Origin of the sequence: Nostoc sp. ChiQUE02, assembly GCF_034531305.2 — a bacterium.
In the GTDB taxonomy this organism is placed as follows: domain Bacteria; phylum Cyanobacteriota; class Cyanobacteriia; order Cyanobacteriales; family Nostocaceae; genus Nostoc.
In genome coordinates this window covers 72,635-93,299 of the sequence record NZ_JAVRBN020000015.1, presented here as the reverse complement: position 1 = coordinate 93,299, position 20,665 = coordinate 72,635, and the positions used below count along the sequence as shown (strand labels likewise).

Annotated in this window: 17 protein-coding genes; 9 read left to right on the top strand and 8 right to left on the bottom strand. The window is 42.1% G+C overall.

Annotation, left to right across the window (positions count from 1 at the left end):
- Positions 1-49 precede the first annotated feature (49 nt).
- The 4 genes from RM347_RS17365 to RM347_RS17350 all read left to right on the top strand — a co-directional run bounded on the left by RM347_RS17365 (position 50) and on the right by RM347_RS17350 (position 5,438).
- A complete protein-coding gene (locus RM347_RS17365) occupies positions 50-1,258 on the top strand; it encodes an SfnB family sulfur acquisition oxidoreductase (protein WP_322717646.1) in 1,209 nt (402 codons plus the stop codon).
- A gap of 242 nt (positions 1,259-1,500) precedes the next feature.
- Positions 1,501-2,850, top strand: coding sequence for an FAD-binding oxidoreductase (locus RM347_RS17360; protein ID WP_322717645.1), 1,350 nt, complete (start codon positions 1,501-1,503; stop codon positions 2,848-2,850).
- Positions 2,851-2,913: 63 nt separating this feature from the next.
- The gene (locus tag RM347_RS17355; protein ID WP_322717644.1) at positions 2,914-4,269 is read left to right on the top strand and encodes a (Fe-S)-binding protein; all 1,356 of its coding nucleotides are present in this window, start codon (positions 2,914-2,916) and stop codon (positions 4,267-4,269) included.
- 764 nt (positions 4,270-5,033) lie between these two features.
- A complete protein-coding gene (locus tag RM347_RS17350) occupies positions 5,034-5,438 on the top strand; it encodes a hypothetical protein (protein ID WP_322717643.1) in 405 nt (134 codons plus the stop codon).
- Positions 5,439-5,648: 210 nt separating this feature from the next.
- Here RM347_RS17350 and RM347_RS17345 read toward each other — a convergent pair whose 3' ends face one another.
- Positions 5,649-5,840 carry a hypothetical protein gene (locus tag RM347_RS17345; RefSeq protein ID WP_109011982.1) on the bottom strand — a complete coding sequence of 64 codons (192 nt, stop codon included), beginning with the start codon at positions 5,838-5,840 and terminating at the stop codon, positions 5,649-5,651.
- A 423-nt stretch (positions 5,841-6,263) separates the two neighbouring features.
- A complete protein-coding gene (locus RM347_RS17340; RefSeq protein WP_322717642.1) occupies positions 6,264-6,869 on the bottom strand; it encodes a DUF3318 domain-containing protein in 606 nt (201 codons plus the stop codon).
- A 271-nt stretch (positions 6,870-7,140) separates the two neighbouring features.
- On the opposite strand from RM347_RS17340, the gene RM347_RS17335 reads away from it, so the two are divergent.
- Positions 7,141-7,401, top strand: a complete 261-nt coding sequence (locus RM347_RS17335; RefSeq protein ID WP_322717641.1) for a hypothetical protein — start codon at positions 7,141-7,143, stop codon at positions 7,399-7,401.
- 82 nt (positions 7,402-7,483) lie between these two features.
- Here RM347_RS17335 and RM347_RS17330 read toward each other — a convergent pair whose 3' ends face one another.
- The 5 genes from RM347_RS17330 to RM347_RS17310 form a co-directional block, all read right to left on the bottom strand.
- Positions 7,484-9,133 (bottom strand): iron uptake porin, encoded by a 1,650-nt coding sequence (locus tag RM347_RS17330; RefSeq protein ID WP_322717640.1) that lies wholly within the window; start codon positions 9,131-9,133, stop codon positions 7,484-7,486.
- Positions 9,134-9,264: 131 nt separating this feature from the next.
- Positions 9,265-9,894: a Crp/Fnr family transcriptional regulator gene (locus tag RM347_RS17325; RefSeq protein ID WP_322717639.1), complete on the bottom strand. Its 630-nt coding sequence runs from the start codon at positions 9,892-9,894 to the stop codon at positions 9,265-9,267.
- Between the two features lie 586 nt (positions 9,895-10,480).
- Complete coding sequence (gene phoU / locus RM347_RS17320) at positions 10,481-11,149, bottom strand: phosphate signaling complex protein PhoU (RefSeq protein WP_322717638.1); 669 nt, start codon at positions 11,147-11,149, stop codon at positions 10,481-10,483.
- A 28-nt stretch (positions 11,150-11,177) separates the two neighbouring features.
- A complete protein-coding gene (locus tag RM347_RS17315) occupies positions 11,178-12,497 on the bottom strand; it encodes a sensor histidine kinase (protein WP_322717637.1) in 1,320 nt (439 codons plus the stop codon).
- A 53-nt stretch (positions 12,498-12,550) separates the two neighbouring features.
- The gene (locus tag RM347_RS17310) at positions 12,551-13,303 is read right to left on the bottom strand and encodes a response regulator transcription factor (RefSeq protein WP_322717636.1); all 753 of its coding nucleotides are present in this window, start codon (positions 13,301-13,303) and stop codon (positions 12,551-12,553) included.
- A 544-nt stretch (positions 13,304-13,847) separates the two neighbouring features.
- Between RM347_RS17310 and RM347_RS17305 the strand changes: the two genes are divergently transcribed.
- The gene (locus RM347_RS17305; protein WP_322717635.1) at positions 13,848-14,831 is read left to right on the top strand and encodes a hypothetical protein; all 984 of its coding nucleotides are present in this window, start codon (positions 13,848-13,850) and stop codon (positions 14,829-14,831) included.
- A gap of 50 nt (positions 14,832-14,881) precedes the next feature.
- Complete coding sequence (locus RM347_RS17300) at positions 14,882-15,961, top strand: hypothetical protein (RefSeq protein WP_322717634.1); 1,080 nt, start codon at positions 14,882-14,884, stop codon at positions 15,959-15,961.
- A 372-nt stretch (positions 15,962-16,333) separates the two neighbouring features.
- Here the strand turns inward: RM347_RS17300 and RM347_RS17295 are convergent, their stop codons facing one another.
- Positions 16,334-16,516, bottom strand: coding sequence for a hypothetical protein (locus RM347_RS17295; RefSeq protein WP_322717633.1), 183 nt, complete (start codon positions 16,514-16,516; stop codon positions 16,334-16,336).
- 440 nt (positions 16,517-16,956) lie between these two features.
- Here RM347_RS17295 and RM347_RS17290 point away from each other — a divergent pair, with 440 nt between their 5' ends.
- Both RM347_RS17290 and RM347_RS17285 read left to right on the top strand, forming a co-directional pair.
- A complete protein-coding gene (locus tag RM347_RS17290; RefSeq protein ID WP_322717632.1) occupies positions 16,957-19,977 on the top strand; it encodes a valine--tRNA ligase in 3,021 nt (1,006 codons plus the stop codon).
- A gap of 161 nt (positions 19,978-20,138) precedes the next feature.
- Positions 20,139-20,573, top strand: a complete 435-nt coding sequence (locus tag RM347_RS17285; protein ID WP_322717631.1) for a hypothetical protein — start codon at positions 20,139-20,141, stop codon at positions 20,571-20,573.
- Positions 20,574-20,665: the final 92 nt, after the last annotated feature.

Genomic DNA, 20,665 nt, shown 5'->3' with positions numbered 1-20,665 from the left:
AGAGACGCGATGAATCGCGTCTGTGGAAAGATAAAAAGGTAAGTATTATATGACAACAGTAATTTCTTCTGAGCAAAAAGCGCATGTGATTACTAGTGATGCTGAAGCGATCGCGATCGCTAAGGAACTAGCGGCTGAATTTGTCAAAGGTGATTCAGAACGCGATCAGCAGCGGCGTTTACCTTATGAAGAGGTGAAAAAGTTCTCTACTAGTGGCTTATGGGGAATCACCGTACCCAAGGAATATGGTGGGGCGTTTGTTTCTAATGCTACCCTCGCCAAAGTCATCAAAATTATCTCCGAGGCAGATCCTAGCCTGGGACAAATTCCCCAAAATCACCTATATATGGTGGAAGCAATTCGACTGGACGGTACGGAGGAACAGAAACGCTTTTTCTTTGATTTGGTATTGCAAGGCAAGCGGTTTGGCAATGCCTTTTCGGAAATTGGTACTAAATCTGTAACCGACGTGCAAACACGCTTAATAAAATCTGGTGATGGATATGTCCTCAACGGGCGCAAATTTTACTCAGCTGGGGCGCTGTTAGCAGATTGGATTCCCGTGATTGCAGCTAATGACGAAGGCAAAACAGTAATTGCTTTCGTAGAACGTGATGCCGAAGGGCTAACCTTACTCGATGACTGGAGTAGTTTTGGCCAGCGAACTACTGCTAGTGGCACTACCATTCTAGAAAATGTGAAGGTGAAACCAGAGTATGTGATTCCCCATTACTTAGCCTTTGAGCGTGCTACACCTATGGGTGCGATCGCTCAAATTATCCAAGCGGCGGTGGATGTTGGCATTGCCAAAGCCGCAGTGCGAGACACCATCGGCTTTGTTCGCAAGCATACCCGCCCTTGGGTTGATAGTAATTTGGAACATGGTTACGAAGATCCCCTAACAATTTATAATCTTGGGCAGGTGCAGATTCAGGTTCACGCTGCTGAAGCACTGTTAAAGCGTGCAGGTGAATTTATTGATCGGGCAAACGCTTCTGGTTTAGAAGAAGCCAAAGTAGTTGAGGCTTCTATTGCAGTAGCTGAGGCTAAAGCTTTAGCTACCGAAGCATCCTTGCTGGCAACTAACAAGTTGTTTGAACTGGCAGGTACCAAGTCCACCTTGCAAGAGTTCAATTACGATCGCCACTGGCGCAATGCGAGAGCGCACACCCTACACGATCCTGTACGTTGGAAATATTACGCTGTTGGTAATTACTTCTTAAACAACGTCAATCCACCGCGTCATCCTTGGCTGTAATGTTAAAGCTGTCGTTACTAACACTCAAATATTTGTTAGGAACATTAAGGCTACGGTTTTTTGCAAGAAGTCTATTTTTTATTTTAAAGAGGCAGGGGAGCAGGAGAGTTGCTCCCTTGCCTCTTTTTAAAGCAGAACTCGCAACTGAATTAACCATTGTGTATTAATGGCAATGCGCTTTTTTGGTCAGGTTAGCCAGTAAATTAGATGTAGGGCGTAAAAAAATAAACTCAAACAAAGCGATGTCTAACGACAAGCCGCAAGGCGTCTGCGCTTCTTATTTTGCATCTATCGTCGGCGAAGAAAATGCTGTTTGCCTTTGGGAAAATATCGAACTAGGTCAGCAAAAACGTATTCAACAGGCTATAGCTTCTGGAAAGCTTCCCAGTTGTATCATCTATCCCCGCAGCCAAGAACAGCTAGCCGCAGTCATCGCCACAACTCACACAAATAACTGGCGCGTCCTCCCCTGTGGTAGTGGCAGTAAACTCAATTGGGGTGGTTTAGCTAAGGGCATTGATGTTGTAGTCAGTACAGAACGTATCAATCAACTGATTGAACACGCGGTTGGCGATTTGACTGTCACGGTAGAAGCTGGGATGAAATTTTCTGATCTACAAGCACTTTTGGCAAAGTCGCGGCAATTTCTCGCCCTTGACCCCACTGCACCAGAGTCGGCAACTATTGGCGGTATTGTTGCCACAGGTGATACAGGTTCTCTGCGGCAACGTTATGGTAGTGTGCGTGACCAGTTACTAGGTATTACCTTTGTGCGTGCTGATGGACAAATCGCTAAAGCTGGGGGAAGAGTAGTTAAAAATGTTGCCGGATATGATTTGATGAAGTTGCTTACTGGGTCTTATGGCACATTAGGCTTTATTAGTCAACTAACTTTTCGCCTGTATCCGTTACCAGAGGCATCGGGGACGGTGGTACTAACGGGTAGTGCAGAGGCTGTATCTCAAGCGGCTGATGTCCTTCGAGGTTCGGCGTTAACACCAGTTCAGGCTGATTTGCTATCAACTAAATTGGTATCTAGTTTAGGTTTGGGTCAAGGACTGGGATTAATTGCCCGCTTTCAAAGTATTAGTGAGAGTGTTAAAGAACAATCAAACCGAGTTTTGGAAGTAGGGCAAAAGTTAGGTTTAAATGGGGCAATTTTTGCAGATGATGATGAAGCTAATCTATGGCAGAGATTGCAAGAACGAATACATACTACTGCTACAGAATCTGTAATTACCTGCAAAATAGGAGTGTTACCTACTGCTGCCGTGGAGATTTTGACTCAGGTGGAGTTGGGTTTGATACATATTAGTAGTGGTTTAGGTTTGTTACAATTTGAGAGTAAAAATCAAGTTTTGAAAATCCGCGATGAGCTACAGTCTAATGGAAGCGATGCCTACGGCGGGCTGCGCCTACGCACTCAAGCTCATAGAGGTTTTTTAACAATTTTGGCAGCACCAATGGTGGTTAAAGAACAAATAGATGTTTGGGGTTATACGGGGAATGCTTTGCCATTAATGCGCCGTATTAAGGAACAGTTTGATAGTAAGAATATTTTAAGTCCTGGTCGTTTTATAGGTGGGATTTAGTTTGAAGAAAACGTACCGCAGAGACACAGAGGACGCTGAGATAGAGAGGGGAAAGGGAAAAATATGCAAGTTTCAGAAAATTCTGTTAGTAATACGGCTAGTTTAAAGAATTTAAAGGGATTTGATGTTAATCATCCGCCCGATCCAAAGTTAATTGATAGTTGTGTACATTGTGGGTTTTGTCTCTCGACATGTCCCAGCTATCGGGTGCTTGGCAAGGAGATGGATTCTCCTAGAGGACGCATCTATTTAATGGATGCAATTAATGAGGGTGAGATTGCTCTAAATACGGCAACGGTAGAACATTTTGATTCTTGTTTGGGATGTCTTGCTTGTGTGAGTACTTGTCCTTCTGGGGTACAGTATGACAAATTGATTTCTGCAACTCGTCATCAAGTTGAACGAAATTATCCCCGCAGTTTGCCAGATCAATTTTTTCGTCAACTGATATTTTCTCTGTTTCCCTATCCCAATCTTTTACGGATTTTATTAGTTCCGTTATTGGTTTATCAAAAGTTGGGGTTTGCTAAATTCTTTCGCGCTACGGGTTTACTCAATAAAATATCGCCCCGTTTGGCAGCAATGGAATCAATTCTGCCAGAAATTACTCTCAAATCTTTTCAAGATAATTTGCCTAGTGTGATTCCTGCCAAAGGTGAGAAGCGCTACCGAGTCGGGATGATTTTGGGTTGCGTACAACGGCTGTTTTTCTCTCCTGTGAATGAAGCAACGGTGCGGGTTTTAACAGCAAATGGTTGTGAAGTTGTGATTCCCAAATCTCAAGGTTGTTGTGCAGCGCTTCCCGAACACCAAGGACAAACAGAACAGGCGAAAGCTTTAGCAAGGCAGATGATTGATAGTTTTGCTAACACTGATGTAGATTTTGTGATTATTAATGCTGCTGGTTGTGGTCATACTTTGAAAGAATACGGTCACATTTTAGAAGATGACCCAGAATATCGGGAAAAAGCCAAGGATTTTGCGGCTAAAGTCAAAGATGCTCAAGAATTTTTAGCAACTGTTGGCTTAACAGCAAAACTTTCACCACTAACTGATAAACCCTTGAATTTGGTTTATCAAGATGCTTGTCATTTATTGCATGGACAAAAAATTAGCGTCCAACCGCGTCAGGTATTGCGGCAAATTCCAGGGGTGAAGTTGAGAGAACCAATAGACGCAGCTTTATGTTGTGGCAGTGCTGGGGTTTATAATATGCTGCAACCGGAAGTTGCTGAAGAATTGGGTCAGCAAAAAGTACAGAATTTGTTGAATACTGGTGCTGAGTTAATTGCTTCTGCTAATCCGGGGTGTACTTTGCAAATTACGAAGCATTTGCAGTTGCAAGGTAAAAAGATTTCAGTTATTCACCCGATGGAGTTGTTGGATTATTCGATTCGGGGTGAGAAGTTAGAATTGTAGACATTTGCTTTTTGCATTATGCATTTACTTCTGTCATCTCTTGATAAAGCCAGAAAACCACAGGTAGAGGCGCATAGTTGTGCGCCTCTACTATTTGGATATTTTTTTAACGTAAGTTCGACTGGTCATATCATGTCCACCCAAAAGACCTCTCCCTGGTTTTACTACGCAAAACCTGTCCCTCTCCGAGTCGGAGAGGGACAGGCTTGAACTTTAGTTCAAGGCAGGGAGAGGCCTGTCGAACTCAATCCTGAATTTCCCAAAGAGTTGCCATTTCCAAAGTCTGATGATGCTAGCGATGTCTAACGACAAGCTGCTAAGAGCGTCTACGCAGCAAGCAGAAGCACGATCGCAACGCTTGGCTGCTAAAGTAAGAGCATAAAATATTAACCCCCATTAGTTAGTTTAGTTATTTTGTCAACAATCTTTAGATAGATAGGGTAAACAGTACACGATTTATCATCAGAAATCACTTGTTAGTATTGAAAAAATGAAACTTTCATAACTAAAAGTCTACACTGCATCTTTAGTTTATTTTGTCAATGTGTAATCTCTAGTATCGCCTAATAAATCAGCAAGGCCTTCTGAAGACTTAATTTATATTCATGCTTTCAGGTGATGCAGTTATGACTTTATAAATGCGATTATGTATATGTCCTCAAACAATAGATAGTTGCTGTTGTCCAATTCAAAAAGTATGATTTTCTCTGACTCCAGTAACTTTGCCTTTATCCAATTGTTTGATGTTTTGAGAAGGTAACACAATGAATAATATCCTAAAGCGCACACTTCTACCCAGCCTCATGGCTGCAAGTTTAGCTGGTGTCACATTAGTTCCCGCTAAACCGGCTGCTGCTGATGACCAAGTATTAAGAGATGCAGGTATTGGGGCTGTTACCAATGTGGTCACCGGAGCAGTTAGAGGAAATGGTAGTGTCTTAGGCAATGCTGTTAAAGGTGGTGTAACTGGTGCAGCTGTCAATGGTGCAAATGGTCTGAGAAACACTCGCAATCGCCGTCATCGGAACGTTGTTCAAGATGTCGGAGTCGGTGCAGGCGCTAGCGCAGCAACTGGCGTAATTACTGGCGATAGCAAAGATACCCTTGGCAATGCTGTTGATGGTGCAGCTGTAGGTGCAGCAATCCATCTGCTAACCAATGGCAAATAATTAGTAATTTATTAGCTGAAATACTTTCCAACTGCTAACAGGTTGCACTTGTAAACACTACAAACTTATCCCTGCCCTAATTCCTCTCCTTTTAGGATGAGCAAACACAACCCCCTTTCCCTAGTAGGTAAAGGGGGTTGGTGGGTTAGGATTTATATTGGGATATATGCCACCATCAGGTTCAGATGACTTTAAACTTAATAGTAAACTCTAGCCCTTCAACGCCTTTCTAAAGTTTCGACGATAGGATTGATTTGTAATAAACAAAGCTGGCCATAGCAAAGATAAACCAATGCGATTGGTCAAAGTGGGATTAAAATTAGTCCGTCCAAATCCATTCCAAAACTTCCAAACGCCGCCTCCGTAAACGACTATCAAGCCAATAACAATTAAAGTACCCATTCCTATCAACTCCGTTAGTAACTGACAGAATTTAAGTTAAGTTTTACCACACGAGGTAAGCACTTCATCAGAAACACCGAGAAGGTATGACAAAACTCCCCAGTTTTTGATATCTAAGTCAGTTAAACACACATTCTCTTATCCCAGTGTAGAATAGCCTCATCAATTGCACTAGTTTGAGGCTCATGTCTTGCATATCGTCGCTTGAAGCCTAGAAGGCTTGGGCTAAATGCACAAAACCCTATTTGCTACTGAAAGCTTGCTGTTGTTCTAAAAAATGATAAGTTATGCTAAAAATCAAGCTTAGACAAGAGCAAAACCTCATCTGAAATTTAGAGGTTTTAGGATTGTTCGATGTCAAAAACCTACATAAAGATTTTTAACTTTAAATGTTGCTACAAATGAGCAGCAGAGACATATATTCTACCTATCATAACTTTCTGGCATACCCACTGGTGATAAACCTGCGATCGCTCGTAAGTTTTGGCAACGAATCAACTCCGTAAAATTTAAACTGGAACGCCCTTCAATTTTAGCTACCGCTTCAATTGCAGATAACAGATGCTGTGCTGCTTCTACTTCTGAATAACCGCGGCGTTGTGCTATGCGAATTGCTGCGGCATCGGCATTTAGCTCTGACTCTTGAGATTTATTACTACGCCAGATCCGAAAAGCAGCGATCGCACTTAATCCCCCTGCTACAGCTACACCTACCACATCTGACTGTGCTGCTTCCAATGATCCGCCTAACAGCCCCGCCAGCACTACACCTTGATAAATGTCGGGTTTAAACCATTTCACGCCCGTTAACCAGCTAACCATCTGCAACAGCAGCAAGTCTCGTTGCGGCTTTGTCAGGCGACGCCACAAATCGAAATTAATATATATCGGTCGCGTCTGATTCCAGGGTTGGGGAAAAGAGGCGTCAATCACTTTTGCCTGCTCTGGCTTACTAACGATTTTTGTCGTCATCCGACCAGAAGCAGGCATGACATCTAACAAACGGCGAATTTCAACATTTGGCTCCATAAATTTAATTATTAGCCATAATGTGCATGGTAACTATTTTAGTTATCATTCGTGTTAACCTTTGATTTGTGAGATGCTCTTGCAGTCTTTCTAAATAGCTGTTCTATTGGTAAAAACCTCTGCAAATTGTGATTTGTGAATAGACCAGATAAAGACATAAGAATATTGATTAAGCAGTTTGATAGTGTGGCGGGATTTTATAGTATCCGTTTGCCGCTAAATTCAAAACCTCAAAGTTTTGGATAACCATTGCTACTACACTTATAACGACATGGACGCTTTTGCTACCCTCCCGCCTGAATGGACGAATAAGGCAATACATGCCTATGAATTTTGTTGTCCTAATTGCCACTCAAATAGCCGAGAAGCTGAAAAAGTTTGGCTAAATCGGCGATCGCCTGTACTTACAGAAGACCGTCGTCGCAAATGGCAAGAGTTTTACTATTGCCACTGTGGTTCTGTGTGGTGGGCTTGGAGTAACGATCGCCCCCCAAAAGATATATCCAATCAGCCAGATTACAATCCTACATAGCTAATTTTTTTCCTAAACAAAACCCCACCTAGAAGTGGGGTTTTGTTTATCTAATTCTGAGCTTTATATTTCATCGCCAATTTTAGAAGGTGAAAGTAGTACGTAGAGTACCTACGTATTCAGTGTCGTTAGCGTCGTTGTGCTCTGGATTGAAGATTACTAACAAGCCAGGTGTTACCTGAATATTATCGGAAACCTTGTACTTGTAAAGACCCTCTAAGTGATAAGAGGTACTGTCGTCGAAGGTAGTATTGCCAGCGACATTTTTGATGCTACCACCAGTAACTTTGGGTGGTTGACCAAAGATAATACCTAAAACGTTGCCTTCGCCACCAAAGTCTTTCAAAGCAAGCGCTCCAGCCCAATACCAAATATCTGCGTCTGCACCTGCATTAGCACCAGTCTTAGCATCAGCAGTTGTATAACCTCCCCAACCACTAATAGCCAATTTAGGACTAAATTGGAAGGTAGCTTCTACACCGTAGTTGTTAGATTCGGTACGTGTGTTAGCTCCAAAAGGAGTGTTGGCAAAAATACTACCTGTACCTTGGAAAAGGTTATTGGCAGCAGTATCAGTTTGATAAGTGCGAGCGTAGGTTAGACCAATATTAAACGCTTTGGTGGGTTGGAAAGATAACTGACCAAAGATAGCGCTATCACCATCAAACAACCCATTATTAAGGGTAGGGTCGTTAGCAGTCCTAGCTAGATAAGCACCGCTGAGACTGATGGCGCCTTTAGGATTGAAAGTAGCAGTTATACCAGCGCCACCTTGACCTTGGCGATATATGGGGCTGAAACGTCCATAGCGTGAGAGCGCACCTCTACCAGAGCTTGCAAAGTCAGAGTTGAAGTTATTAACGTTTTCGTATAATTCAGCACCAGTAGCATCAATTTTGACACGTACTGCATCAGTCAAGTTGAAAGCATAGTTGAGTTTATCGATGCTAATGCTGTTGCCAGTATCTCCATCAAAACCTAAGCGGCTCATGTTGGTACCAGTACCAGTACCCAATGCATCGTTACCACGATTGGAGACGATATTGCCAGCATTTAGACGTGTTTCCAACTGGTCTGTACCAGTGAAACTGCTCAACAGTTTTAAACGAACGCGATCGCTAAAAGTGGTATTATAATTCAAGTCTTGAGTAGGAGCGCCACCACGAGCGGCTCTAGTATCACCAAAAACATCAGACACGGCGAAAATTGCTTCTCCAACCAACTTGGTAGTAGTGGAGAACTGATTAGCTTCCAACTCAGAAGTGCGGGCTTCTAATCCATCTACACGACCACGCAGAGTTGCTAGTTCAGCAGAATATTCTTCTTGTAAGCGCTGTAAAGTAGCTAGGTCTTGTTTGGTGACCAAATCGGCAGTAGCTGTAGCAATCAGTTCGTTAACCCGATCTAAACAGGCATTCAAACCTGCGGCAAATTCATAACGGGTCAAAGCACGGTTACCACGATATGTACTGTTGGGATAACCTGCAATACAGCCGTAGCGCTCAACTAGGGATTGTAAAGCTTGGAATGCCCAATCTGTAGGCTGTACGTCTGAAAATTGCGAAACTGAAGTTACTTGACTCATGCTGTTAGAGTCTTGAGCTTCAGATAACTCGCCAACATTTGTTACTTGTTCATTGACTTCGCCAGCTAAGGCGCTATTAGCAACAAAAAATGTAGCAGCTAGAACAATCGGACTGACTTTAAAAAGATTCCAGAATCGTTTTGTCATGTTTTTACTCTCACTCACACCTACATAATCCAGTCATGGTAAAATGCTTAAAACACTTTACTTTTGCGGATTCTACACATAACCACAGAGATGATTATACCTTTATCCTGTGATTATTACAAGCAAGTCAGTTAGCATAATGCTGAACCATAATTTTTAATTAGTTTATTTGGTAACCGCAAAATAATTCGGCGTTTGTAACGTAAAACTGTTCCTTCTTTCTCCAACTGTTGTAGAAGTCGGGTAACTGTTACTCGCGTAGTATTTAACACTTCAGCAATATCTTGATGGGTAACATTTAAATCAATTAATTTGCCCTTCTCTACGTCACGTCCAAATTTTTCACTTAACCACACCAAAAACTGCCATAAACGTAGCGAAATTGGTTTTCGATGCACAATACTGAGTAGATCCTCTGATTGTTGAATGTGAGACAACAAAGCATTAATATCTTGATGCCACAAATGAGGTGGAACAATGCTTACTTCCACGCCAGTGAGACATTCAATTTGGTAGGGCTTGACTCTAGACAAAGGATAGCCAATTAGATCCCCTAGTCCCCAATAACCGAGAGTGATAAATGTTCCATCTTCACTCCACGTTAAGGTACGAACTGCACCGTGCTCAATACGCCAAAGTACGTCATTTTGAGGTGGAATTACTTCCCGACGGGTAAATATCTGCTGGGGTAATTGTCCGCTAAAAGCAGAGCTATTTGACACGACAGAAGAGTTTGAAATAGGACTTGTGGAATACATCATTAACTGTAACTACATAATTATCAGGGAATCTCGCTGTTTATAATGATTAAGAAACTCTAATAATTTGTACCAAAATTTACCTGTATATCTGAAAGTCTATTTTTCTCAATAAGAGCTAAAGACTAACTCAAATTCTTCTGATGACAACAACTTCTCTTTTAAGGTATCTATCAGTGAGATAGACCCAGAATCTTTTAGTTGTTTATCCGTTACTTTAATTCGGCAAGTTTAAGAAAAGGTAAGCTTTTAGTAAAATATTTAGTTAACTTATTTTTAATTATTTGGTATTTCCTGAAGACTAACTAAGTATGTAGTGGCGTGGCACAGCTAAAATGATGCATTAAGCGTAGGTTGGGTTGAGCAACGCAAAACCCAACATTCATCGGGGTGGTGGGTCTTATGCTTCGCTGCACGACGCTGACGCGAACGACCCAACCTACAAAATTTATTGCACAAATTTAGCTGTGCCATGCCAGTAGGTTGGAATGACGCTTACTTAAGCTGAATTTAGATCCCCGACTTCTTGTAGATACCCGTAGGATGACTTCTCTGAAGGTAGAAGTCGGGGATCTGGGCAGCATATCAATTAAGAGCGTTGACCGGTAACGATATATGCTACCCTTTGACCGATATTAGTGGCGTGATCTGCCATGCGTTCCAGACAACGAATTGCCAGTGCTAGCAGTAGAATTGGCTCGACTACGCCTGGCACATCCCGTTGTTGGGCTAAAGTCTGATAAACGCGATCGTAGGCATCGTCTACAGTATCATCTAGGTGCTTTAAACGGCGTCCACCGGCTTCATCAAAATCTCCCAAGGCCTTCAAACTAGTTGCTAGCATTGCCTGCGCGTGAAGGGACATAACTTCAATGTCTGGCAAAGACGTATGAGGCGCGTAAGGAAAAATTTTAATCGCGATCTCAGCTAAATCCTCAGCATAATCGCCAATGCGCTCTAAGTCTCGCACCAACTGCATAAAAGCACTCAAGCAGCGCAAATCTTGAGCCGTAGGGGCTTGCAGCGTCATAATCGCCGTACAGTCTGATTCTATTTGTCTATAAAACCGATCAATCTTTTTATCTAACCGGGGAAGTTCCTCAGCTGCTGTTAAGTTACGAGCAAATAACGCTTGGTGGCTGAGGCGAAATGATTGTTCTACCAAAGCACCCATGCGTAATACATCCCGTTCTAAGCGCCTAATGGCGCGTGCAAGTTGGGGTCTTTGAGGATTGGGACTGTAATGGACAGCTTTCACACTTGTTGTCTCAAACGTGAAGATATTATTAACTATAGTCTTGGCTTAAGGAGTTTGCCATAACTTCACGAAATTGGAGTTGCATCCACGCACCACCAGTTTCTGGATGGTTCATAGCTTTGATTGAACCACCGTGGGCGAGAAGAATTTGCTCAACGATCGCTAAACCTAAACCATTGCCAACGATCGCCCCTATAGAGTTACCATCTTGTGGGGAATGGGTTCGCGCTTTATCTCCTCGATAAAATCGCTCAAAAACGTGGGGTAAATCTGCCTCAGAAAACCCAACTCCCGAATCAATAAGATTTATTTCTAGGATGGGGGAAGCAGCATTATTATCCTTTGTTGATAAGATTTTCGCTTCAACATGAATGCTTGTACAAGGAGGGCTGTATTTAATGCTGTTGTCTAGTAAGTTGAGAAAAACTTGGTAAATACGGGCTTTATCTGCCTTAATCCAAATATTTTCCGGGCCAGAATAAGAAAAAGACAGATGTTGACGCTGTGCCAAGGGTTCTAGTGTTTCCCAAACAGATGTAATCAGCGATCGCAATTCTACAGCTTTAGCTTGCAATTGCATGGTTGGGTTGGCTTCCATTTGGGTGAGGTCTAGCCAGCTTTGCACCAAGTTAATCAGCCGATCAACTTCTTGCATTAGGCGGTTAACCCAGCGATTTAGAGGTGGTTCCAAGCGGGTTTGTAAAGTTTCCGCAACCAAGCGAATCGAAGTCAGCGGTGTTCTGAGTTCGTGCGCTAGATCAGAAAAAGAGCGATCGCGTACTTGATTTATATCTAATAGGGGTTGACGATTTTCTAAAAATACTCCTACTTGTCCATTGGGTAAAGGCAAGCTAGACGCCCGCAAAGCCAGAGATTTTATTGTTGCCATCTCTGCCGCATCATCACAAGATGGATGAAATACCCATTCTCCCGTCTGTGGTTTTTGCCTATCACGAGTTTGCTCAATTAAATGGTCAAGTTCGTAAGACCTTACCAACTCCAGTAACAAGCGTACCTGTTCTGGTTGCCACCTTTGCAGATACAAAATATCCTGCGCCTGTCGATTACACCACAGCAGTTGATTTTCCTCATCCACCTGCAAATATCCCACTGGTGCAAAATCTAGCAGGTCTTGGTAAGTTTGCAACGACTGCTGCAAATCTTGTCGCTGCTGTTTCACCATCGCTATTTCCTGCCGCAACCCAGGAATCATCAGCAGTCCCATCTTGTCAGAATGCGAGGTTAACGGTCGGAGTAAGCGCCCCAGGTAGCGGTTAAGTTGAACCTGTTGCCAAACCCAAAACCCAATGCCTACCGCTAAACCCAGAAAAAATCCCAATAAAAGCATTTGAGTTGTTAGTTTTTTGCTGACTACTAAAAACTAACAACTATCCAAACTAATTATCCAAACCTATAGCCAAAACCTCTTACAGTCACAATATATTCAGGATGACTGGGGTCTTGTTCTAATTTTTCGCGCAACCACCGAATGTGAACGTCTACAGTTTTACTATCGCCGACGAAATCTGGCCCCCAAACCTGATCTAGCAATTGTTCCCGTGACCATACCCTGCGGGCGTAACTCATAAACAGTTCCAGCAAGCGGAACTCTTTAGGGGAAAGACTCACCTCTAGACCACGAACCAGCACGCGACATTCTTGGGGATTCAAGGTGATATCCTTGAATTTTAATACTGGTACTTGTGGTAAATTACTTAGGCGTTGGCGGCGGAGTAAAGCGCGACAACGAGCCACTAACTCTCGCATACTAAAGGGTTTGGTCAGGTAGTCATCTGCACCCACCTCTAACCCCAAAACACGGTCAGTTTCACTACCCTTAGCACTGAGCATTAAAATTGGTACTGGGTTTCCTTGATGACGTAGCAAACGGCAAATATCTAGCCCATTAATTTGTGGCAGCATCAAATCAAGAATGATCAGATCAAAGGGAAGCTCCCCGGAATTGGTTTCAAAACTTTTGAGATACTCTATCGCAGACCGCCCATCGGGGGCAGTTATCACCCCATAACCTTCTTCTTCCAGAGCTACAGCTAGCATTTCCTGGATTAATTCTTCATCTTCTACTACTAGAATACGGCTGGTTTGTCCAATGTCCGTTCTGGCAGAATATTTGGTCGATTCACTGGTATACATTGATATCACAAAAGTCTGGGACTGTGCTTGTATCAATTAGGATGATTGAATCTATTATCTCGCCTGACTGTAACCGCGCTTCTACTAAGGTTAATTCTTTTAGATTTTCTTTACAAAAAGTAATATATACCAAATAACCTTCCTCAATTACAAATCACTGTGGCTACAAGCTTCTAATAGCCTTTTAGTTAGGGACTTTGCATTTTCAAACTCCTAAATAGCTTCGATTCTGTCTGAAAAATAGGGAACACCTTGTTATGCGATGCAATTATATGAAGGGTTGTCTTGACAAGAGGAGATAAGTTTAGGTATATTTATTTTAGTACAAAAGTACTATAAAAGCTCAACAGGAAAACTATACCTAAAAAACAGAAGGACATGTATGTGGAAAATTCGTACCCACTAAGTGTCAGATGTTGATCATTTCAGTATTTGTACTGTGCTAAAAATGTTGATTCAAAGGCTACTCTGATGTCTGCATCGGGTAGTCGTTGGTATGGCTTGCTACCCAATAAATCATTTGCCTATTGAAGGGAGTTGGAAGATGACTACAGTTGGAGTCAAGGACAGCAAACAACAACTAATGCAAGCATTTCAACAAATTATTATCCAAAGAAAAAAACTGGAATCTAAAATAGCAACCAAACAAGAGGAAGCAGAAAAGGCAAAAAGTCAAGAAATTCTGCAAGCAGCTTCTGCATATACCGTTGATAGTATTGTCAAAGGTTTAGCTGATTTACAATTGGAGTTTGGCAGTATTCTCAATGGATTATCTGAAAAACTAGCTCAGGAAAATTCCAAGTTAGATGAATTGAACCGAGCTATAGAAATTGAAACTCAACGCCTACAAGAGCTTCAACAAATCAGAGTTGTAGCTGATACTCTAGACATTTTAAGTCAAGAACACCAAGAAAAATTAAAAATCCTCGAACAAGATACTATCAGTAAAAGGGAAGCACTAGAGAAAGAAATTACAATTAGGCGAAAAGAATGGCAAAAAGAGCAAGCAGAGTATGAGGAAAAACTCCAAGCATATAACGATTTATTAGCCAAAGATCGCCAACAAGAAGAAGAAGAATCTCAATATAAGTTAGAAACTACTCGTAAACTAAATACAGATAGCTACGAAGCGATAAAGCGCCAACAACAAAGGGAAATCCAAGAAAATTCTCAAAATAAACAGAAAGATTGGGCAGAACGAGAAAAGATATTCGCTAAACACCAACCACTCTTTGCAGACTATGAACAAAAGGTAACTAAATTTCCTAACGAACTGGAAGAAGCCGTTAAGAAAGCTAGGGAAGAGGCAATTAAAGAAACAAGCCAAAAAGCTAAAATTGAGGCTGATTTATTTGAGAAAGAATGGGAATCTAACAAACAGAGTTATGAACTAAAAATTCAATCTCTGGAAGAAACAATTAAGAAACAGTCTGAACAAATCGAAGGTATTTCTGCTCAATTGCAAACTGCATTAAAACAAGCACAAGACTTAGCTATGAGGGCTTTTGGTAGTTCTAATCCTAAATAGTTGTGATGTAGTATCTTAATCATTTTTAATTCCTGAAGAGGAGGTTTGTTGTGGTGGTAAAAAAGCCGACTGATAAGAATACTAAAGTAGAAATTCTTCAGGCGTATGAGGAGTTAGCAAAAGAAAAAACAGCACTTAAATCGCAACTCGATCAAGTTGCTAAAGAAAACCAATCTGGAACTAAAGAACAGCCTAAATTAGAACAAAAAACAGCTATGAATCAGCTTTCTAGTATCCAACAAAAGATGAACAATACGATTGAAAGCTTGGCGAAGATTCAATTAGGTTTTGGCAGTGCTGCTAATGAGTTATCGGAACAGCTAACCACAAAAGCCTCTAAATTAGAAGAAATCAGGCGAACTTTAGAAGAAGAAATCCAACAATTAACACAGTTGCACAATTTAGAAGTTTCTGATGATATCTTGGATACTCTCATTCAAGCCTATGAAGATAATACTAAAGCTTATCAGGAAGAATATAGCCGCCGTTCTGAAGTGTTATTCCAAGAAATATTAGAACAAAGGAATACTTGGGGAAAAGAACAGGAGGAACAGCAACGGGCGATAAAAGAAAGGAATGAAAACTTGCATAAAACTCGGCAACGCGATGCATCAGAGTACAAGTATAATTTAGAACTCCAGCGACAACTGGAAAACGATGAATACGAACAAGAGCAAAAATCACTATATAAGCAACTGGAAGAATTACTCCAAGAAACAGAAAAACAGTGGGCTGAACGAGAGAAAGCAATTTCTGAGAGAGAGAAACAATTTGAAGAATTAAAAGCCAAGGTGGAGGCTTTTCCAAAAGATAAAGAAGCAGCTATTAAAAAAGCTACAGAAGAAGGTAAAGGCATCGCCCACTACCAAGCGAAAATAAAATCAGATTTATATTCTAAGGAAGTGGAAGGGCAAAAGCGTTTTTATGAACAAAGATTGCAATCTCTAGAACAAACTATTACTAATCAAGAGACGCGGATTCAAAATCTTTCTAAACAACTTGAATCTGCTCTCAAACAAGTTCAGGATTTGGCAGTTAAAGCTATTGAAGGTACTTCAAATGTTAATTCATATCAGGCAATCAAAGAAATAGCTTTAGAACAAGCAAAGACTCAAGTGAAAAACAAATAAGCTGATATCTTTTTGATGAGAATTGTAGAGACTTAAATAAAATTAAGTCTCTATAAAAAATTATGACGCTTTTTATTCGGTTTTCTTTGGTTTTTTGATGTCTGGAGGAGGTTGTAGTTTCTTCTTTGTTCCGCTAGCCTGTGTTTGTTGAAATGCTTGGTTGGAATTTTGTTCTTGACTAGACATATTACTGAATTTTAAAATTCGCTACAATATTATCTACATCACGGGTATTGTTGATTACAGAAATATATCACAGAAAATTTAAGTTTAAATAAAAAACTTAGTGGATAATGTTACCCCTGTACGAACCTTTACTTTTAACAAAATCAATACAAATCTTAATATATATGAGTTAGTGATCGCTCAAATTCATACTTCAATTATGCAACGCCGGTTGCGAAACTGTACCAATTCACTGAAGCTGGGATAAGCAGTTTTCATCAGCTTGATCACCACAGATTTTTGGTCAATTTCTCGATTAGCGCGATAAACTAAGGTTCGAGAACCATTGTAAAGTTCTTTGCTAACGTGATAACCGGGAATACTGACCATACGGCTTAATCCTTGAGACCTCAGTATCTAGGTTTCCCAAAAACATCGCAATATTTACAGCTAAAGTGGGGGCAATACGGTTCGGATAAGACTTGACCCCTAGAACTTACAGGAGTTTTTATTTAAGTATGTGGTTGTGAATAATTAAAGGTTTTTAGTAAACGGCTTCAGCCCTTAAAATAGGGCTGGAGCCATTGACTACGAGCCAATTTAATTAATTTTACAAATCGCCGTCCTAATCACAGCATAAGCTAGTCTATCCACCTTCAGACTCGGCTCTCTTCTCTTAGCGTCCTTGGCATTTTCTCAGCGAGACGCTGCACGTTGGCGAAGCCTCTCGCTGAGAAGCTGATACCCTTCATGTCTATGTTTCCATCAAACCCTCTCTCCAACCCTGTGGCAAAATTTATTAGAGTCCTTCCATACTTAGTTTGCCCCGCATGACTGCAACCATTCCCAATCTCCCCAGCCTCCCCAGTCTCTACGACCCCTTTTCTACAGAAGCCAAGTGGCAAAAATTCTGGGAAGACAACCAAGTTTACAAAGCTAACCCCAACAAAGGTGGCGAACCCTACTGCATCGTCATTCCACCACCTAATGTCACTGGCAGCTTACACATGGGTCACGCTTTTGAAAGTGCGTTGATTGATACCCTCGTGCGCTACCACCGGATGCAGGGGCGTAATACCCTCTGGCTACCTGGAACTGACCACGCCAGTATCGCTGTACATAGTATGCTGGAAAAACAACTCAAAACAGAGGGTAAGACTCGCTACGAGTTGGGGCGCGAAAAATTCCTAGAACGCGCTTGGCAATGGAAGGCGGAGTCTGAGGGAACGATTCTTAATCAGCTACGACGCTTGGGTGTCTCGGTGGACTGGTCACGGGAGAGGTTTACCCTGGATGAGGGTTTATCTAAAGCTGTTGTCGAGGCGTTTACTCGCCTCTACGAGGAAGGCTTAATTTATCGTGGTGAATATTTAGTTAACTGGTGTCCAGCTTCTCAGTCGGCTGTGTCTGACGTAGAGGTGGAAAATCAAGAGGTGAATGGAAATCTCTGGCACTTCCGCTATCCCCTCACCGATGGTTCCGGTTTTGTAGAGGTGGCGACAACTAGACCAGAAACGATGCTGGGCGATACGGCAGTAGCAGTCAATCCCAATGACGATCGCTACAAACACCTCATCGGCAAAACTGTAACTCTGCCAATTCTACAACGAGAAATTCCCATCATTGGCGATGAATTCGTTGACCCCACTTTCGGCACAGGTTGCGTGAAGGTAACTCCCGCCCATGACCCGAACGATTTTGACATGGGTAAGCGTCACAATCTGCCGTTGATCAACATTATGAATAAAGACGGCACTCTCAACGCCAATGCTGGGGAGTTTCAAGAACAAGACCGCTTTGTTGCTAGAAAGAATGTGGTTTCTCGCCTAGAAACAGATGGCTTTTTGGTGAAGATAGAAGATTATAAACATACTATTCCCTACAGCGATCGCGGTAAAGTACCCATTGAACCTCTCCTCTCAACTCAGTGGTTTGTCAAAATTCGCCCCCTCGCTGACAAAACTCTTGAATTCCTTGACCAGCAAACTTCTCCAGGGTTTGTCCCCCAACGCTGGACTAAGGTCTATCGAGATTGGCTAGTAAAACTCAAAGATTGGTGTATCTCTCGCCAATTATGGTGGGGTCATCAAATTCCTGCTTGGTACGCTGTCAGTGAAACGGGCGGGCAAATTACCGATAACACGCCATTTGTAGTGGCGAAATCGGAAACTGAAGCTTGGGAGAAAGCTAAATCGCAATTCGGTGAAAATGTCAGGCTAGAACAAGATCCAGATGTGCTAGATACCTGGTTTTCTTCTGGACTCTGGCCGTTTTCGACTTTGGGCTGGCCGGAACAAACTCAGGATTTAGCGACTTACTATCCGACTACCACTTTAGTCACAGGCTTTGACATCATCTTTTTCTGGGTAGCCAGAATGACGATGATGGCTGGATACTTTACGGGGCAAATGCCTTTCCAAACAGTTTACATCCACGGCTTGGTGCTGGATGAAAAAGGTCAGAAGATGTCAAAGACTAAAGGGAATGGCATTGATCCGTTGTTATTAATTGACAAATATGGTACTGATGCCTTGCGGTATACCCTAATTAGGGAAGTGGCTGGCGCTGGACAAGATATCCGGTTGGAGTACGATCGCAAAAAAGACGAATCGGCATCGGTGGAGGCGTCCCGCAATTTTGCAAACAAGTTGTGGAACGCAGCCCGGTTTGTGATGATGAATTTGGATGGACAAACTCCTGCACAACTTGGTCAACCACTCAGCACTGAATTGAGCGATCGCTGGATTCTCTCACGGTATCATCAAGTTGTTAAACAAACCACCAATTACATCGAGAATTACGGTTTAGGGGAAGCAGCTAAAGGATTGTATGAATTCATTTGGGGGGATTTCTGCGATCAGTATATTGAACTAGTGAAATCTAGGCTGCAAACAGGTGCAGATCCTGCATCGCGGCGGGTAGCACAGCAAACTCTGGCCTACGTACTAGAAGGGATTTTGAAACTGCTTCATCCCTTCATGCCTCATATTACCGAGGAAATTTGGCAAACTCTCACCCAACAACCAGCAGATTCTTCGCAAACTTTACCATTACAACTATATCCCCAGATAGATGAAAATTTGATTGATTTAGGTTTAGAAGAACAGTTTGAATTACTGATTGCTACTATTCGCACAATTCGGAATTTGCGTGCTGAAGCGGATATTAAGCCAGGGGTAAAAGTAACAGCGAATTTGCAAACAGAAAGTGAAAAGGAGCGGGATATTCTCACTGCTGGACAGTCTTACATTAAAGATTTGGCTAAGGTTGAAACTTTAACCATTACTGACAAGCAAGAAAACCAAACTGTTGCTGCTAAAAAACCTCAAAGAGGTTTGAAGACAATTGGCTTAATTATTGTGGCGATAGTCTTTGGTAGGTTGGGTTTAGCTGTGGGGTATGCGATTGATGACACTCCCATCGTCGGAACTTTCTTTGAAATAGTTGGTTTTGGTTACACAGCTTGGTTTGTTAGCCAAAATTTACTAACTGCTCAAGCAAGACTTAGGTTATGGAGACGCTTTTTCCCACAGATAGAAGCACAACAACCACAAGAACCAGAAAATGCGATGCCTGACGGCAAGCCGCAAAGCGTCTACGCTGGTGTGGTTGGTACAATACAAGTGCTAATTCCTCTGAGCGGCGTAGTGGATATTGAAGCTGTGCGTGCCAAACTAGAGAAAAGCCTGAGCAAAGCCGAAGCCGAAGTTCAATCCCTGAGTAGTAGATTAAACAATCCTAGCTTTGTGGATAGAGCTAGAGCCGACGTGGTACAGGGAGCACGGGATGCTCTAGCAGAAGCACAGAAACAAGCGGAAATTTTGCGCTTACGCCTGAAGGCGTTGCTGTAGACATCGGCTACGTGGCTTAGGATAACTGTAATGGGTAATGGGAGTGTCAATAATTCCCAATTACCCATTACCAATTAACAAGATCCAAATATCAATTCTGGGAGTTACTATTCTATTAAATTTTTTAATTTTTAATTTTTAATTGGAGCGAAGCGACCCTCATGCTATATCTAGCCCAGGTGCGTAAAAACGATTTTTTAGACCAGCACCAGTTACGCTTGTTGGCGCGTCAAGAAGCTGATAACTTGTGGGCGATAATTCCCGAAGAGGCTTTCATTCTGCTGGGAAAGGGAAAGATCATGAGTGAAAACTTGCTTGTTTTAGTGGAACTTTCCCCTACAGGCGACATTGAAAGAATAGAAGATGCTACCAACTGGGTACTCTATCTAGTACAAAGCTACCTCACCATCGGCATTACCCCAGAATTTTTGCAGCACGAAGCCGAGCGAGCAGAACATTGGCGACAATCCTTAACGTTGCAAAACCAAGACTTAGCACGGCGTTCCTTAGAATTAGAAGCTCGTCGTGAACAAATTCAAGCCCTAGAAGAAAGCCTTAAACGTGAGAAAAATGCTTATCCCCAAGAGGAAAGTTAAAAGTTTGCAGTTGTGTTGGCCATAGAGCCACAGCACCCAAGTATGTATTTATGACAGATTACCCAGCAAGAGTTGATCTGTCTCTTACTGGG

What these genes read in the sequence shown, in the direction of transcription:
- RM347_RS17310 (WP_322717636.1), bottom strand. Translation starts at nt 13,303, where the DNA reads ATGTATACCAGTGAATCGACCAAATATTCTGCCAGAACGGACATTGGA.
- RM347_RS17295 (WP_322717633.1), bottom strand. Translation starts at nt 16,516, where the DNA reads ATGGTCAGTATTCCCGGTTATCACGTTAGCAAAGAACTTTACAATGGT.
- RM347_RS17360 (WP_322717645.1), top strand. Translation starts at nt 1,501, where the DNA reads ATGTCTAACGACAAGCCGCAAGGCGTCTGCGCTTCTTATTTTGCATCT.
- RM347_RS17285 (WP_322717631.1), top strand. Translation starts at nt 20,139, where the DNA reads ATGCTATATCTAGCCCAGGTGCGTAAAAACGATTTTTTAGACCAGCAC.
- RM347_RS17365 (WP_322717646.1), top strand. Translation starts at nt 50, where the DNA reads ATGACAACAGTAATTTCTTCTGAGCAAAAAGCGCATGTGATTACTAGT.
- RM347_RS17330 (WP_322717640.1), bottom strand. Translation starts at nt 9,133, where the DNA reads ATGACAAAACGATTCTGGAATCTTTTTAAAGTCAGTCCGATTGTTCTA.
- RM347_RS17305 (WP_322717635.1), top strand. Translation starts at nt 13,848, where the DNA reads ATGACTACAGTTGGAGTCAAGGACAGCAAACAACAACTAATGCAAGCA.
- RM347_RS17335 (WP_322717641.1), top strand. Translation starts at nt 7,141, where the DNA reads ATGGACGCTTTTGCTACCCTCCCGCCTGAATGGACGAATAAGGCAATA.
- RM347_RS17345 (WP_109011982.1), bottom strand. Translation starts at nt 5,840, where the DNA reads ATGGGTACTTTAATTGTTATTGGCTTGATAGTCGTTTACGGAGGCGGC.
- RM347_RS17350 (WP_322717643.1), top strand. Translation starts at nt 5,034, where the DNA reads ATGAATAATATCCTAAAGCGCACACTTCTACCCAGCCTCATGGCTGCA.
- RM347_RS17325 (WP_322717639.1), bottom strand. Translation starts at nt 9,894, where the DNA reads ATGATGTATTCCACAAGTCCTATTTCAAACTCTTCTGTCGTGTCAAAT.
- RM347_RS17355 (WP_322717644.1), top strand. Translation starts at nt 2,914, where the DNA reads ATGCAAGTTTCAGAAAATTCTGTTAGTAATACGGCTAGTTTAAAGAAT.
- RM347_RS17340 (WP_322717642.1), bottom strand. Translation starts at nt 6,869, where the DNA reads ATGGAGCCAAATGTTGAAATTCGCCGTTTGTTAGATGTCATGCCTGCT.
- RM347_RS17315 (WP_322717637.1), bottom strand. Translation starts at nt 12,497, where the DNA reads ATGCTTTTATTGGGATTTTTTCTGGGTTTAGCGGTAGGCATTGGGTTT.
- RM347_RS17290 (WP_322717632.1), top strand. Translation starts at nt 16,957, where the DNA reads ATGACTGCAACCATTCCCAATCTCCCCAGCCTCCCCAGTCTCTACGAC.